Source organism: Priestia sp. 3CA3, assembly GCF_056836725.1.
In genome coordinates this window covers 173,441-186,852 of record NZ_JBXENJ010000001.1, presented here as the reverse complement: position 1 = coordinate 186,852, position 13,412 = coordinate 173,441, and the positions used below count along the sequence as shown (strand labels likewise).

The following is a 13,412-nucleotide window of genomic DNA, read 5'->3' as shown; positions in this document are numbered from 1 at the left end:
TTTCATTGCATTATTTGTATAGAAAATCCCCATGACAAATAAGCCTAAGAATAGTAGGTAATTTTAGGTTTGAAGAAAAGGCTGCTGAAATTTCAACCTTTTTTATTTAATTGAGGTAACTTGATTGAAAGATTTTTGGATAAAAAAGTGTTTTCTTGAGGAAAAAATACGCAATTTGATGCGTCGGAATGATGAGCTTGGTACTCACCCATACTAAAGCAAAAGTTACTATCACACTTTGTATTAGAGATCCTATTTGTTTGACGCTGTGCTTAGCTCCTGGAGACATGTGCACGATATCCGTGTAATGCTGTACCGAACTTTTTGTGACCTTTACTTTTTCAAAGTCATTATCAATAAATTTATCTGGCAAACTCGCAAAAGGCAAGCAGAATATCATGCATAATAATACCCCTAACCATACATTTTTCATCATCTCACCTCTCTTTCTTTTGAAGTAGTATCTCCTTACTTAAAAGTATACGTACTCTGAAATTCAATTTCAAGCAATAAGTTTCTTTTATAAAGATTTACCTTTTTTATAATATTTTCTTAATGATACTCTTTTTAGATACATATGCGATACTTAAAAAAATATACAAAAAGCTGGCTTTCTAAAAAGAAAGCCAGCTCATGTTATAGTTCAAGTTCTCCCATTCGAAGGAGTTCTACGACTGCTTGAGAACGCCCCTTGACTCCAAGCTTTTGCATCGCATTAGAAATATGATTTCGAACTGTTTTTTCGCTAATGAATAGTTCACTCGCGATTTCTTTTGTTGTTTTGTCCTGTACTAAAAGCTCGAATACTTCTCGTTCACGCTTTGTAAGTAGCGGTTTAGGTTGAAACTCTTTTTCTTTCAATGTAACCCTCCTTGCCTGATCCTGAGTTGAACTATCGGATGGGTGTAAATTTAGTCAACATATCTTATGTGCGGTATGCCTACGCGGTTACTAGTTTTAGAAAAAATATGCAAAAAACTCTTTTTTACCTTTTAAAAAAAAAAAAAGCCTGAAGAAAGAGCCTTCAAGCCATTTTTATATAGTCGATAAACACCTTTTCATCTCTTCATTCCAAGGCACGCTTTTTCCTGTTTCTTTAGAAATTTGCACCATTGTTCCTCTCCCCGTGAGTACAACCTCTCCTTGCTCATTTTGAATCATATAGTGTAAATCAACCGAAGAACGTCCGATTTTATGGGCCTTTACAAAAACAGCTAGCACGTTGCCAAAATACACTTGTTCGACATAGTCGCACTGCAAATCAGCCACCACCGGTATCGTTCCCTCATACTCACTCGTCCACTTTTGCATAAAGCCAATATGGTGAAAGAATTCCGTACGTATTTGTTCAAAATAAACAAAAGGAACCGTATTATTTAAGTGCCCAAACATATCTGTTTCCGAAAATCTTACCTTGATTTTCTGCTTAAACGAAAATGACTCTTTCCAGTGATCCATGTCTTCAATATACGAAATATTATTCATCTGTATTTCCTCCGTTCGTCATAGACAAAATAAAACCTCTCCACGTGGAGAGGTTTTGAGTGGTTATACTTGATCGCTACCAAAGAAACTTCTGAATGCTTGAATGGTTGTGTCGCGGTTCAAAGCTGCGATTGAAGTAGTCAATGGAATTCCTTTTGGACATGATTGAACGCAGTTTTGAGAGTTCCCGCAGTTCGCTAGCCCTCCATCACCCATAATCGTCTCTAAACGTTCTCCTTTATTTAACGCACCGGTTGGATGGGCATTAAACAAGCGAACTTGAGAAAGCGGTGCTGGACCGATGAAGTTTGACTTGTCGTTTACGTTTGGACAAGCTTCTAAGCAAACGCCGCATGTCATACACTTGGATAACTCATACGCCCACTGACGTTTCTTTTCAGGCATACGCGGTCCTGGTCCTAAATCGTATGTGCCATCGATCGGAACCCAGGCTTTTACTTTTTTCAGTGAATCAAACATACGGCTGCGGTCTACCTGCAAGTCACGAACAACAGGGAATGTTTTCATTGGCTGCAAGCGAATCGGCTGTTCTAGTTTATCAACAAGAGCTGTACATGACTGACGAGGTTTACCGTTGATAACCATTGAACAGGCTCCGCATACTTCCTCTAAACAGTTCATTTCCCAGTTTATCGGAGCAACCTCTTTACCTGAAGCATCAACAGGGTTACGTCTGATTTCCATCAGTGCTGAAATAACGTTCATATTCGGACGATACGGAATTTCAAACTCCTGATTGTAAGGAGCAGATTCAGCTGAATCTTGACGTGTAATAATGAAGCGCACTGTCTTTTGGACTGTTTGTTGTTCACTCATTGATTAACGAACCCCCTCTTGTTGTTTTTTTGGTTTTTCATCTTTTTTCTTTGTGTAGTCGCGCTTACGCGGTTTGATTAACGATACGTCTACCTCTTCATAATGGAAAGAAGGAGCCGTTTTCTTATCAACGAAAGATGCCATTGTTGTTTTTAAGAATTCTTCATCGTTACGATCTGGGAAATCCGGCTTATAATGAGCACCGCGACTTTCGTTACGGTTGTAAGCTCCAAGCGTTACAACACGTGAAAGCTGAAGCATGTTTTGAAGCTGACGAGTAAATGTTGCCGCTTGATTACTCCATTTAGCCGTGTCATTAATGTTAATACGATCATAGCGTTCAATTAATTCTTGAATCTTTTCATCTGTTTTTAACAGTTTGTCATTGTATCGTACGACTGTCACGTTGTCAGTCATCCATTCCCCTAGCTCTTTATGAAGAACGTATGCATTTTCTGTACCTTGAAGATTCATGATATTGTTCCATTTCTCTTCTTCTTCTTTCACATGACGATCATATACGCTTGAAGAAATAGCATCTGCGCTCTTTTCTAAACCATTGATGTATTCAACGGCTTTAGGACCGGCAACCATACCGCCATAAATAGCTGACAATAATGAGTTTGCTCCTAAACGGTTCGCTCCGTGCTGCGAATAATCACACTCACCAGCTGCGAACAAGCCAGGGATATTTGTCATTTGATCGTAATCCACCCATAAACCGCCCATTGAATAGTGTACGGCTGGGAAAATCTTCATTGGTACTTTGCGCGGATCATCGCCCATGAATTTTTCATAGATTTCGATGATACCTCCAAGTTTAATGTCTAGCTCTTTTGGATCTTTATGTGAAAGGTCCAGATAAACCATGTTCTCTCCGTTAATTCCTAACTTCTGCGCTACGCAGACGTCAAAAATTTCACGAGTTGCAATATCACGAGGTACTAAGTTACCGTATGCCGGATATTTTTCCTCTAAGAAATACCAAGGTTTACCGTCTTTATATGTCCAAACGCGTCCGCCTTCTCCACGAGCAGATTCACTCATAAGACGAAGCTTATCATCTCCCGGGATAGCAGTTGGATGAATTTGAATAAACTCTCCGTTTGAATAGTATGCACCTTGCTGATACACGATAGATGCCGCTGAACCTGTATTAATAACTGAGTTCGTCGATTTTCCAAAGACAATACCAGGTCCACCTGTAGCCATAATAACCGCATCAGCTGGGAACGTTTTAATTTCCATTGATTTTAAATTCTGTGCAGAAATTCCGCGACAGCTGCGCTCATCATCAAGAACAGCACCTAAGAATTCCCATCCTTCGTACTTTGTCACAAGTCCGGCAACTTCATAGCGACGAACCTGCTCATCTAATGCGTACAATAACTGTTGACCCGTTGTTGCTCCAGCAAAAGCCGTACGGTGATGCTGCGTTCCGCCAAATCGTCTGAAGTCTAACAAACCCTCAGGAGTACGGTTAAACATAACACCCATACGGTCAAGTAAGTGAATAATACCAGGAGCTGCTTCACACATTGCTTTTACAGGTGGCTGGTTGGCTAAAAAGTCTCCGCCATACACTGTGTCATCAAAGTGTTCCCATGGTGAATCTCCTTCACCTTTCGTATTTACGGCTCCGTTGATTCCACCTTGCGCGCAAACTGAGTGAGATCTTTTTACCGGAACTAGTGAAAATAAATCTACTTGCTTGCCAGACTCAGCAATTTTTATTGTTGCCATCAAGCCAGCTAAACCGCCACCGACTACGATGATTTTTCCGTTACTCATCGGAACCCCACTCCTTCAAAACCTTAATTTTATGCAAATGCGAATAATGTACGAACACCTACGAATGTAAGTGCTAAGAAGATTGCTAATGTCACATAAGTTGAAATTCTTTGAGAACGTGGTGTTACAGTTAACCCCCAGCTAACTCCAAATGACCATAGACCGTTTGCAAAGTGGAAGATCGTAGATACAACACCAACTATGTAGAATGCAAACATTGCTGGGTTGCTTAAAATTCGTTCCATCATTTGAAAATCTACTTCTTTTCCAAGCGCAGCTTGTATTCTGGTTTCCCATACGTGCCATGTGATGAAGATAAGTGTGATTACACCTGAAACACGCTGAAGGATAAACATCCAGTTACGGAAAAATCCATAGTTGTTAACGTTTGTTTTAGCAGTGAATGCGATGTAAAGACCGTATATTGCGTGAAAAACGATTGGTAAGAAAATAATGAAAATTTCTAGAGCATAGCGGAAAGGTAAGCTCTCCATGAAGTGAGCTGCTTGATTAAATGATTCTTCTCCCTTTGTCGCGAAATGATTCACAACTAAATGCTGTGTTAAGAAAATCCCGATTGGTATTACTCCAAGTAGTGAATGGATTCTCCGATATTGAAACTCTCTGTTTGCCGCCATCTGCGTAGACCCCCCTTAGTTAAATGAACATAGTTTGTGAAGAACTTTCTTACTCCCACTAGACAAATAGATTAATCGTGAATACAGGAAATGAAAACCTTTGCATTTCCTAATAAAGTATGTGACAGGTTAATTTTACTCCCATCGATTAAGAGCGTCAAGGCAAGATGTTTAAATCTTCTATAAAATATAAATTTATAAAATTTTATATTTGTTAACGCTTACTGCATTGATGTTAAAGATTTTTTCTTTCTATTATAATATCGCTTGCCACAGTTAAGTAAGCGTTTACTTTATACTTTTATTGTAAACAAGTTCACAAAACATTTACACAGGTAAAAGTACCCTTTTAAAAGTAATTTTATGGATTTTTTATCTTTACATCTAACTCTTTTTACCATAATAAAGATCCTCTTACATTTTATTAAAAAAATGCGTGAGAGGTTTTTTAGATTTGTATATAATAGTAGTAAAGAAAGAGGGGAAAGCATGAGCAATTTACAAACAGAATCACAGCAAGAACTTGAAGAGACGATGGAAACATTAGAACCTAATGCCGCAGCTGAAACAGAGAGAGCTCTTGATCACGTTCCATATTTCGGATACAGCCTTTTGCGTGACGTGTTAATTCCAGAGCTTCTTGGAGACGAAATGAATACCATCTCATACTGGGCAGGAAAACACCTTGCGCGTAAATATCCATTAAATACAATGGATGAAATCGTCGCATTTTTTAAAGCAGCTTCCTGGGGAACACTGACGCTTGCCAAAAAAGATAAATATTCACTAGAGCTTGAGTTATCAGGTGATGTGGTCAGCAAAAGATTTCAGCAGGAAACTTGTTCATTTCATCTTGAGTCAGGGTTTGTGGCTGAACAGATTCAGCGTCAAAACAACTGCCTAACAGAAGCCTACTTAACACCTAAAGAAAAGAACGGAAAAGTGCTGATTTCCGTGCAGTGGGACCGAAAAGATATCTTACCTACCGAAACCCGTGCGGAGCGTTATAAAAAGTAAGAAATACGTATATATAAAAGACGTGGAGATACCACGTCTTTTTTCTTTTCTTTATACTTGCACTGCCTGCTGCTCTTCTAATTCAAATGCTACGTGAAGCGTCTCAACAGCTTTTACCATATCAGCATGCGGTACAACTGTAGATACTTTAATTTCAGACGTGCTGACCATCTTCACTTCAATTTTCTCTCCTGCCAGCACTTCAAACATTTCGGCTGCAACACCTGGATTAGATATCATGCCAGATCCCACAATCGATACTTTAGCCAGACTGCTTTCATGTTCAATACGCGTATACCCCAAGGTAGATTTATACTCTTTTAAGACGGCAAGAGCAGCTTCTACATCTACAGTTTTAATAGAAAATGAGATAGAGAGGCGATTATTAGCCGTTACGTTTTGAATAATAATATCCACATTTAACTGTTCTTTTGCTAATGCTGTAAAAATAGTAGAAAGAGTTTGTAACTCGTTGTTTAACCCTTCAATTGTCACCCGTGAAATATTATCTTCAAACGCAATTCCTCTTACGACTAAGTTTTGTTCCATTGAAACTTCCTCCTCAACAATCGTTCCATTCTCGTTTTCTAAGCTTGAACGCACTTCTAGCGGTACCTGATAATTTTTTGCAAACTCAACAGCGCGCGGATGCAGCACCCCTGCTCCTAAATTGGCTAATTCTAACATTTCGTCATATGAAATAGAATGAAGTTTACGAGCATCTTCTACGTAGCGCGGATCCGTCGTAAACACTCCTGTTACGTCTGTATAAATATCACATTTTGCAGCTTTTAGTGCCGCGGCAAGAGCTACTGCCGTCGTGTCAGAGCCGCCTCGACCTAATGTTGTAATGCTTCCATCTTCTGAACAGCCTTGGAATCCAGCTACTACTACGATTCGACCTCTATCTAATTGGCTTTGAATACGAGTCGTGTCAATGTGCTGGATTCGTGCATTGCTGTGAACTGCTTCCGTCTGGATACCAGCTTGCCAACCTGTTAGCGAAGTGGCTTCATGACCTTTGCATTGAAGAGCCATTGTTAACAGGGAAATCGTTACTTGTTCTCCAGTTGTAAGAAGCATATCCATTTCGCGTTTACTTGGACTGTCCGTAATATCACTTGCTAATTTCACCAGTGCATCTGTGGTTTTGCCCATTGCCGATACAACAACTACTACTTGGTTACCGCGCTCTGCTTCTTGAATAACACGGTTTGCTACATGTTGAATACGTTCAACAGAACCAACAGATGTTCCACCAAATTTTTGAACGATTAATGCCATAATTTTGTTCATTCCTTTTCAATAAATTTGCATATGCAGGATGATGAGAAGCTAAATTTTTTTACTCAGACAATAAAAAAAGCAATGAGATGAGCTCTCATTGCTTAACGAACGAAAATTATAAAACATAACCGTCCACTGCCGTGAGATAGCTCTCCAAGAATCTACATCTTGACAATCCTACGTTTATTCAACGCAGAACCAGCAATCATTACTATGAGGTAATGTTCACTTCGGCAAATTTCCCTTTCCGCATCGTTCATAAGGGCTCATACCCTTCCTGATGCGTACTGATTAAATTTGCACCTCTATCTTCACTTCATTTGATGAAGTGTCGTATGAAATTAGTTAATAGCTTATCAAATATTTTCTATTATTTCAAGACTATTTTTGTAATGTTTCATAAATTTTTTCAGCAATGTTTTGAGGAACACCTGAATTTCGTATATCTTCAACCGTTGCTTCTTTCAATTTTTTCACCGAACCAAAATGCTTTAACAAAACTTTTTTACGCTTTTCTCCCACTCCCGGAATGTCGTCTAGAACTGACTGAAAAGCGGACTTAGAGCGCACTTGACGGTGGAAGGTGATTGCAAAGCGGTGAACTTCATCTTGGATTCGCTGAAGCAAATAAAATTCTTGACTATTGCGTTCAAGCGGTATGATTTGAGGAGGCTCACCAATCATCAGGTTGGAGGTTCTGTGTTTATCATCTTTAACAAGACCTGCTGTAGGCACTAAAAGTCCCAATTCATTTTCGAGAACGTCCTGGACTGCAGCTAAATGCCCTTTGCCTCCATCTACAACAATTAAATCCGGAAGCGGAAGGCCTTCTTTTAACGCTCTGGAATACCGTCTGCGAACGACTTCCCTCATGGAACTGTAATCATCTGGTCCCTTTACGGTCTTAATTTTATATTTGCGATATTCTTTCTTTTCCGGTTTCCCATCAACAAAAACAATCATCGCAGAAACTGGGTCTGTTCCTTGAATATTTGAGTTATCAAATGCTTCAATCCGATAAGGAGCGGCAATTCCAAGCTCTTCTCCTAACCGTTCAACTGCGCCAACTGTACGCTCTTCATCTCGTTCAATTAAATAGAATTTTTCACCGAGCGCAATCTTTGCATTTTTACACGCAAGTTCTACTAATTCTTTCTTTTTGCCTCGCTTTGGATGCTGAACCTCTACTTCTACTAACTTCTCAGCTAACTCTGCATCAATCGTTGCTGGAACCATCACTTCTTTTGGCTTAATATTTTTGGCATAAAACTGACCGATAAAAGTTAAGAAATCTTCTTCTGGCTCTTTATAAAAAGGAAACATAGAAACTTCTCGCTCAATTAATTTCCCTTGGCGAATAAAGAAAACTTGAACACACATCCAGCCTTTATCGTAAGAATAGCCAAACACATCTCGATTAACAAAATCATTAAACGTTACTTTTTGCTTTTCCATTGTCGCTTCGATATGAGCAATTTGATCTCGGTATTCTTTAGCCCGTTCAAAGTCAAGTTCTTCTGAAGCTTTTAACATTTTTTCAGTTAACTCTGTTTTGACATGCTCATATCCACCATTTAAAAACCGCGTGATATTTTCAATAATTTGTTTGTTTTGCTCTTCTTTTACCTCTTTTACGCAAGGAGCTAGACATTGCCCGATATGGTAATACAAACAAGGCCTATCTGGCATAGTGGAGCACTTTCTTAACGGATAAATGCGATCAAGAAGCCGCTTTGTTTCATTTGCTGCTTGAACATTAGGATAAGGACCGAAGTATTTCCCTTTATCTTTTTTTATTTTTCTTGTAATAACAAGTCGGGGCTGTTTTTCAGCTGTAATCTTAATAAACGGATAGCCCTTATCATCTTTAAGCATAATATTGTATTTTGGGTCATGCTTTTTAATTAAATTCATTTCTAAAATAAGCGCTTCTAAATTAGAAGATGTGACGATATATTCAAAGTCGACAATGTCGTTTACAAGTCGAAGCGTCTTTCCGTCATGAGATCCGGTAAAGTAGGAACGTACTCGATTTTTTAATACTTTTGCTTTTCCTACGTAAATGACCGTTCCATATTTATCTTTCATCAAGTAACAGCCGGGCTGATCCGGTAAAATAGCCAGCTTTTCTTTTAAATAATCGTTCATACTTTTCTCCTTCCTCTTCTCTTACTCTGTCCATCTATACAATCGCTTATGAAGCGTAACCTACATTCTTTCCTGTCTTAATACATGTACATAAGCTGGATTTATGGCGGTGTTCCTTACATCTAGTATAAAACAAACGAACGCATATTCGCTAAATAAAAGTATTCCCAAAAGAGAAAAAGTGGAGAAAAAGAAAAAAACCTAGCCTGAGCTAGGTTTTGACTTACGCGTGTTTATTAATTAATTCTGTTAATGCTTCTTTTGGTTGGAAACCAACTACTTGATCAACTTTCTCTCCATCTTTGAATAATACTAAAGTTGGGATACTCATAACACCAAATTTTCCAGCTGTTTCTTGATTTTCATCAACGTCTACTTTTACGATTTTAACTTTATCGTTAAGTTCGCCATCAATTTCTTCAAGAACTGGAGCAATCATTTTACAAGGGCCACACCATGGTGCCCAAAAGTCAACAAGCACTAGGCCTGATTTAATTTCATCTGTAAAGTTTTTATCTGTAGCATGTGCAATAGCCATTTTAATTCCTCCTAAATATATGCAATATCCAAATTCTACTCACAGTATATCACCTTCAAATAAGGTTTGCTAACTTTTTGCTTACATTTATACTGTCTATTCTCCGCTCTAGTTTGTACAATTTGCCTAAAAATATGCGTAGAAAATTTCGTTTCCCATGAGGCTGAGACCTGACTAAATGAATCCAAAGACGAACAAATAGTATACATGGGTTGAACCGCTTGCGACACCGCAGTTGATTTCCATGCAAGACTTCGCTTTTCTAGCAGGAGTCTTCGCCTTGCCCTCCAATCACCTGCTAGAAAGACCTACCCTGCGTTTACCCTAACAAAAAAACGAACCACTAATCAAAAATCTTGATCAACGGTTCGTTCTTCACTTCGTCTCAAATAATTTTGTCCGAGAATCTTACGCAGACTGTACTTTCAGCTTTTTAAATTCTTCCGTTAGCAGAGGCACTACTTCAAATAAATCTCCAACGATTCCGTAGTCAGCTACTTTAAAAATATTCGCTTCAGGATCTTTATTGATTGCAACAATAATTTTTGAATTTGACATACCTGCCAAATGCTGAATAGCACCTGAAATTCCGCAGGCAATGTATAAATCTGGTGTGACTACTTTGCCCGTCTGACCGATTTGAAGAGAATAGTCGCAGTAATCTGCATCGCACGCTCCGCGAGACGCTCCAACAGCTCCATTTAACACGTCCGCTAGTTCTTGGAGAGGTCCAAAACCTTCCGTACTTTTTACACCTCGACCACCTGCAATCACGACTTTTGCTTCGGACAAATCAACCCCTTGCGTTGCTTTGCGTACGACTTCTTTTACAACAGTACGCAGGTTTTTGATTTCAACATTTAAATCCTCTACATCACCTGTACGCCCCTCATCTTTTGCAAGCGGTGAAATATTATTTGGACGAATCGTGACAAACGTAAAAGCATCGGTCATGATTTTCTTCTCAAATGCTTTACCAGAATAAATTGGGCGAGTGAAGACTACTTGATCCCCTCCCACTTCTACATCCGTCACATCCGAGATAAGTCCTTTATCTAAGCGAGCTGCCAGTTTTGGCGCTAGATCTTTGCCAAGAGCCGTATGCCCAAATACGATAGCTTCAGGCTGTTCACTTTCAATGATGGCTAATAATGCCTGAGCGTAACCATCCGATGTGTAAGCAGCTAAATCTTCATGCTCCGTCACAACAACTTTATCTGCTCCGTATGCAATAAGTTCTTCACTTAAAGATTTTACGTCCTTTCCTACTAACGCTGCAATAATTTCTCCCCCGTCAGCTACAGTAGACGCTGCGGAAATCGCTTCAAACGATACGTTTCGTAATCCCCCATCACGTGCTTCTCCAAGAACTAACACTTTGCGTCCCATTACAATACCCCCATTGTTTTGACTTTTGACTTATTAAATGACTTTTGCTTCCTTATGCAGTAAATTGACCAGCTCTGTTACTTGATCTTTTATATCTCCTTGTAATACGCGCCCCGCGTCTTTTTTCGGAGGTAAATAAATTTCAATTGTCTTTGTTTTTGCTTCTACATCATCTTCATCTAAATCTAAATCGTCTAATTCCACTTCAACCAACGGTTTCTTCTTCGCTTTCATAATCCCTGGAAGAGATGGATAGCGAGGCTCATTAAGTCCCTGCTGAGCTGTTACTAAAAGAGGAAGCGACGTTTCAATAACTTCCGAATCTCCTTCCACATCGCGTACAACCGTCACTTTTTCACCTTCAATATCCAGCTTTGTAATCGTTGTAATATAAGGGATTTCTAACTGTTCTGCTACGCGCGGTCCCACCTGGCCTGAACCTCCGTCAATCGCTACGTTTCCTGCTAAGATTAAATCAGGAGATTGCTCTTTTAAGTACTGTGCCAGCAGCCTAGAAGTCGTGTACTGATCGCCATCTTCTATGTCATCTTCCGTATTGATTAAAACCGCTTTATCTGCTCCCATAGCCAAAGCTGTTCGGAGTTCTTTTTCTGATTCTTCCCCTCCTACACTCACGACCGTAATCTCTCCGCCATGCTTTTCCTTTAGCTGAATAGCCTCTTCAACTGCATACTCATCGTAAGGATTAATAATAAATTCAGCTCCATCTTCAACAATTTGACCATTTTTTAGTGAAAGTTTCTCCTCTGTATCGAACGTTCTTTTTACTAACACATAAATATTCATTCAATTCCCCTCCTAAGCTTATTTTCCTAAAAATTTAGGCTGGCGCTTTTCAATAAAAGCGGCTACGCCTTCTTGAGCATCACGGCTTTTGAATACGCTTCCAAAAAACTGTGCTTCTTTTTTGATGCCGCTGTAATAAGCATCTGTTTTTACATGTTGAAGCAGCTGCAAGGTAGCTTTAACAGAGATTGGGCTTTTTTTGGCAATTTTTCTAGCAAGTAAAAATGTTTCATTGATAAGCTGACTTTCTTCAAAAGCTGCGTTTGCCAATCCTAACTCCACTGCCTCGCTGCCCGATATTGGATCACTTGTCAGCATCATCTCACAAGCCTTATGAACCCCTACATAACGAGGCAATCGCTGAGTTCCTCCAAACCCTGGTATAATTCCTAACTGAAGTTCAGGCAAGCCCAGCTTAGCATTTTCTGTTACCAAACGGATATGGCAGCTCATAGCAAGCTCTAATCCTCCGCCTAAAGCAGCTCCATGAATAGCTGCAATAACTGGTTTTGGGTAATTTTCAATATACTCAAAGAGCTCTTGGCCGTTAACAGCAAGTTTCTCGTAATCTTTTTCCTGCTGCAGTGATGTAAACTCTTTTATATCAGCTCCAGCACAAAAGAATTTCCCTTCGCCTTTAATGACGATAACCCTTGTCTCTTTGCTATCTTCTAAATGTTTTAAAACACTTGAAAGATCTTTTAATAAATCTTGAGACAAAGCGTTAGCAGGTTGTCTATTCAACGTAATGAAGCTTATTGCATCAACAGTTTCAACCTGGATAATCTCCATTTGTTTCCCCCACCCTTTCTTTCTATTTTCATTACCTTGCGCTTCTCCCCTCGCAAGGGAGCAGCAGGCTCACTTACGATTATGAGCCGCTGCAGCCGTTTAACAGCAGGGAATGGACTTTATCTACCGATTCTATTAGACCATATCGATGATCGTTCATTACCCATGTTGTGACAGTTTCATCAATCGTTCCAAAAATCATCTGTCGCGCAAGGCGAATATCTATATTTTCAGAAAACTCACCCGTTTCGATTCCTGTCTGTAAAATAGAATCAATGAGAGTCAGATAATCTTTTAATACATCGTTAATTTTCAATCTTAAATCTTTGTTCGATTGACGCAGTTCAAGCTGTGTCACTGTAGCTAAATGATGATCCTCCGCTAGAAACGAAAAATGCTTGTCAATTAATACGTGAAGTTTTTCTGCCGCAGTTTCAATTCCCGCCAGTTCTTCATAAATTTTTTCTACAAACTGTCCCATCTTCTCTTGAAATAAGGAAATCAAGACATCTTCTTTGTTTTTAAAATATAAATATATCGTACCGTCTGCAACTCCAGCCTGCTTAGCAATTTTAGAAACCTGAGCATTGTGGTATCCGTTTTCTGCTATTACTACTACAGCTGCATCGATAATCTGCTTATACTTTGGCTTATTTCTTCTCAATCTTATACGCTCCTTTAAA

General features: G+C 39.2%; 14 protein-coding genes and 1 riboswitch. Of the genes, 1 reads left to right on the top strand and 13 read right to left on the bottom strand.

The annotated features are described in order from the left end of the window. Nucleotides 1–106: 106 nt before the first annotated feature. The 6 genes from AC1VNJ_RS00910 to AC1VNJ_RS00885 form a co-directional block, all read right to left on the bottom strand. Complete coding sequence (locus tag AC1VNJ_RS00910) at nucleotides 107–433, bottom strand: hypothetical protein (RefSeq protein WP_028411752.1); 327 nt, start codon at nucleotides 431–433, stop codon at nucleotides 107–109. 203 nt (nucleotides 434–636) lie between these two features. Further along, the gene (gene gerE, locus AC1VNJ_RS00905) at nucleotides 637–861 is read right to left on the bottom strand and encodes a spore germination transcription factor GerE (RefSeq protein ID WP_013059396.1); all 225 of its coding nucleotides are present in this window, start codon (nucleotides 859–861) and stop codon (nucleotides 637–639) included. Nucleotides 862–1,035: 174 nt separating this feature from the next. Beyond that, nucleotides 1,036–1,485: an acyl-CoA thioesterase gene (locus AC1VNJ_RS00900; protein ID WP_482640249.1), complete on the bottom strand. Its 450-nt coding sequence runs from the start codon at nucleotides 1,483–1,485 to the stop codon at nucleotides 1,036–1,038. Nucleotides 1,486–1,548: 63 nt separating this feature from the next. Then, nucleotides 1,549–2,322, bottom strand: coding sequence for a succinate dehydrogenase iron-sulfur subunit (gene sdhB / locus AC1VNJ_RS00895; protein ID WP_013059398.1), 774 nt, complete (start codon nucleotides 2,320–2,322; stop codon nucleotides 1,549–1,551). 3 nt (nucleotides 2,323–2,325) lie between these two features. Further along, nucleotides 2,326–4,113: a succinate dehydrogenase flavoprotein subunit gene (gene sdhA, locus AC1VNJ_RS00890; RefSeq protein WP_013059399.1), complete on the bottom strand. Its 1,788-nt coding sequence runs from the start codon at nucleotides 4,111–4,113 to the stop codon at nucleotides 2,326–2,328. 29 nt (nucleotides 4,114–4,142) lie between these two features. Continuing rightward, the gene (locus AC1VNJ_RS00885) at nucleotides 4,143–4,751 is read right to left on the bottom strand and encodes a succinate dehydrogenase cytochrome b558 subunit (RefSeq protein ID WP_028411754.1); all 609 of its coding nucleotides are present in this window, start codon (nucleotides 4,749–4,751) and stop codon (nucleotides 4,143–4,145) included. Between the two features lie 489 nt (nucleotides 4,752–5,240). Here AC1VNJ_RS00885 and AC1VNJ_RS00880 point away from each other — a divergent pair, with 489 nt between their 5' ends. After that, nucleotides 5,241–5,768, top strand: a complete 528-nt coding sequence (locus tag AC1VNJ_RS00880) for a YslB family protein (RefSeq protein ID WP_328173576.1) — start codon at nucleotides 5,241–5,243, stop codon at nucleotides 5,766–5,768. Nucleotides 5,769–5,819: 51 nt separating this feature from the next. Here the strand turns inward: AC1VNJ_RS00880 and AC1VNJ_RS00875 are convergent, their stop codons facing one another. The 7 genes from AC1VNJ_RS00875 to AC1VNJ_RS00845 form a co-directional block, all read right to left on the bottom strand. Continuing rightward, nucleotides 5,820–7,052, bottom strand: coding sequence for an aspartate kinase (locus AC1VNJ_RS00875; RefSeq protein WP_047749793.1), 1,233 nt, complete (start codon nucleotides 7,050–7,052; stop codon nucleotides 5,820–5,822). 141 nt (nucleotides 7,053–7,193) lie between these two features. Continuing rightward, a riboswitch (Lysine riboswitch) is annotated at nucleotides 7,194–7,371 on the bottom strand. A gap of 65 nt (nucleotides 7,372–7,436) precedes the next feature. Further along, nucleotides 7,437–9,203, bottom strand: a complete 1,767-nt coding sequence (uvrC, locus tag AC1VNJ_RS00870; RefSeq protein ID WP_482640248.1) for an excinuclease ABC subunit UvrC — start codon at nucleotides 9,201–9,203, stop codon at nucleotides 7,437–7,439. A gap of 223 nt (nucleotides 9,204–9,426) precedes the next feature. After that, nucleotides 9,427–9,741, bottom strand: coding sequence for a thioredoxin (gene trxA, locus AC1VNJ_RS00865; RefSeq protein WP_013059404.1), 315 nt, complete (start codon nucleotides 9,739–9,741; stop codon nucleotides 9,427–9,429). A gap of 408 nt (nucleotides 9,742–10,149) precedes the next feature. Beyond that, nucleotides 10,150–11,130, bottom strand: a complete 981-nt coding sequence (locus AC1VNJ_RS00860) for an electron transfer flavoprotein subunit alpha/FixB family protein (protein ID WP_033579632.1) — start codon at nucleotides 11,128–11,130, stop codon at nucleotides 10,150–10,152. 33 nt (nucleotides 11,131–11,163) lie between these two features. After that, entirely contained in the window at nucleotides 11,164–11,937 is a 774-nt protein-coding gene (locus tag AC1VNJ_RS00855; protein ID WP_016765685.1) for an electron transfer flavoprotein subunit beta/FixA family protein, read from the bottom strand. Between the two features lie 18 nt (nucleotides 11,938–11,955). Continuing rightward, entirely contained in the window at nucleotides 11,956–12,729 is a 774-nt protein-coding gene (locus AC1VNJ_RS00850) for an enoyl-CoA hydratase (protein ID WP_028411759.1), read from the bottom strand. Nucleotides 12,730–12,808: 79 nt separating this feature from the next. Then, a complete protein-coding gene (locus tag AC1VNJ_RS00845) occupies nucleotides 12,809–13,393 on the bottom strand; it encodes a TetR/AcrR family transcriptional regulator (RefSeq protein ID WP_013059408.1) in 585 nt (194 codons plus the stop codon). Nucleotides 13,394–13,412 lie beyond the last annotated feature (19 nt).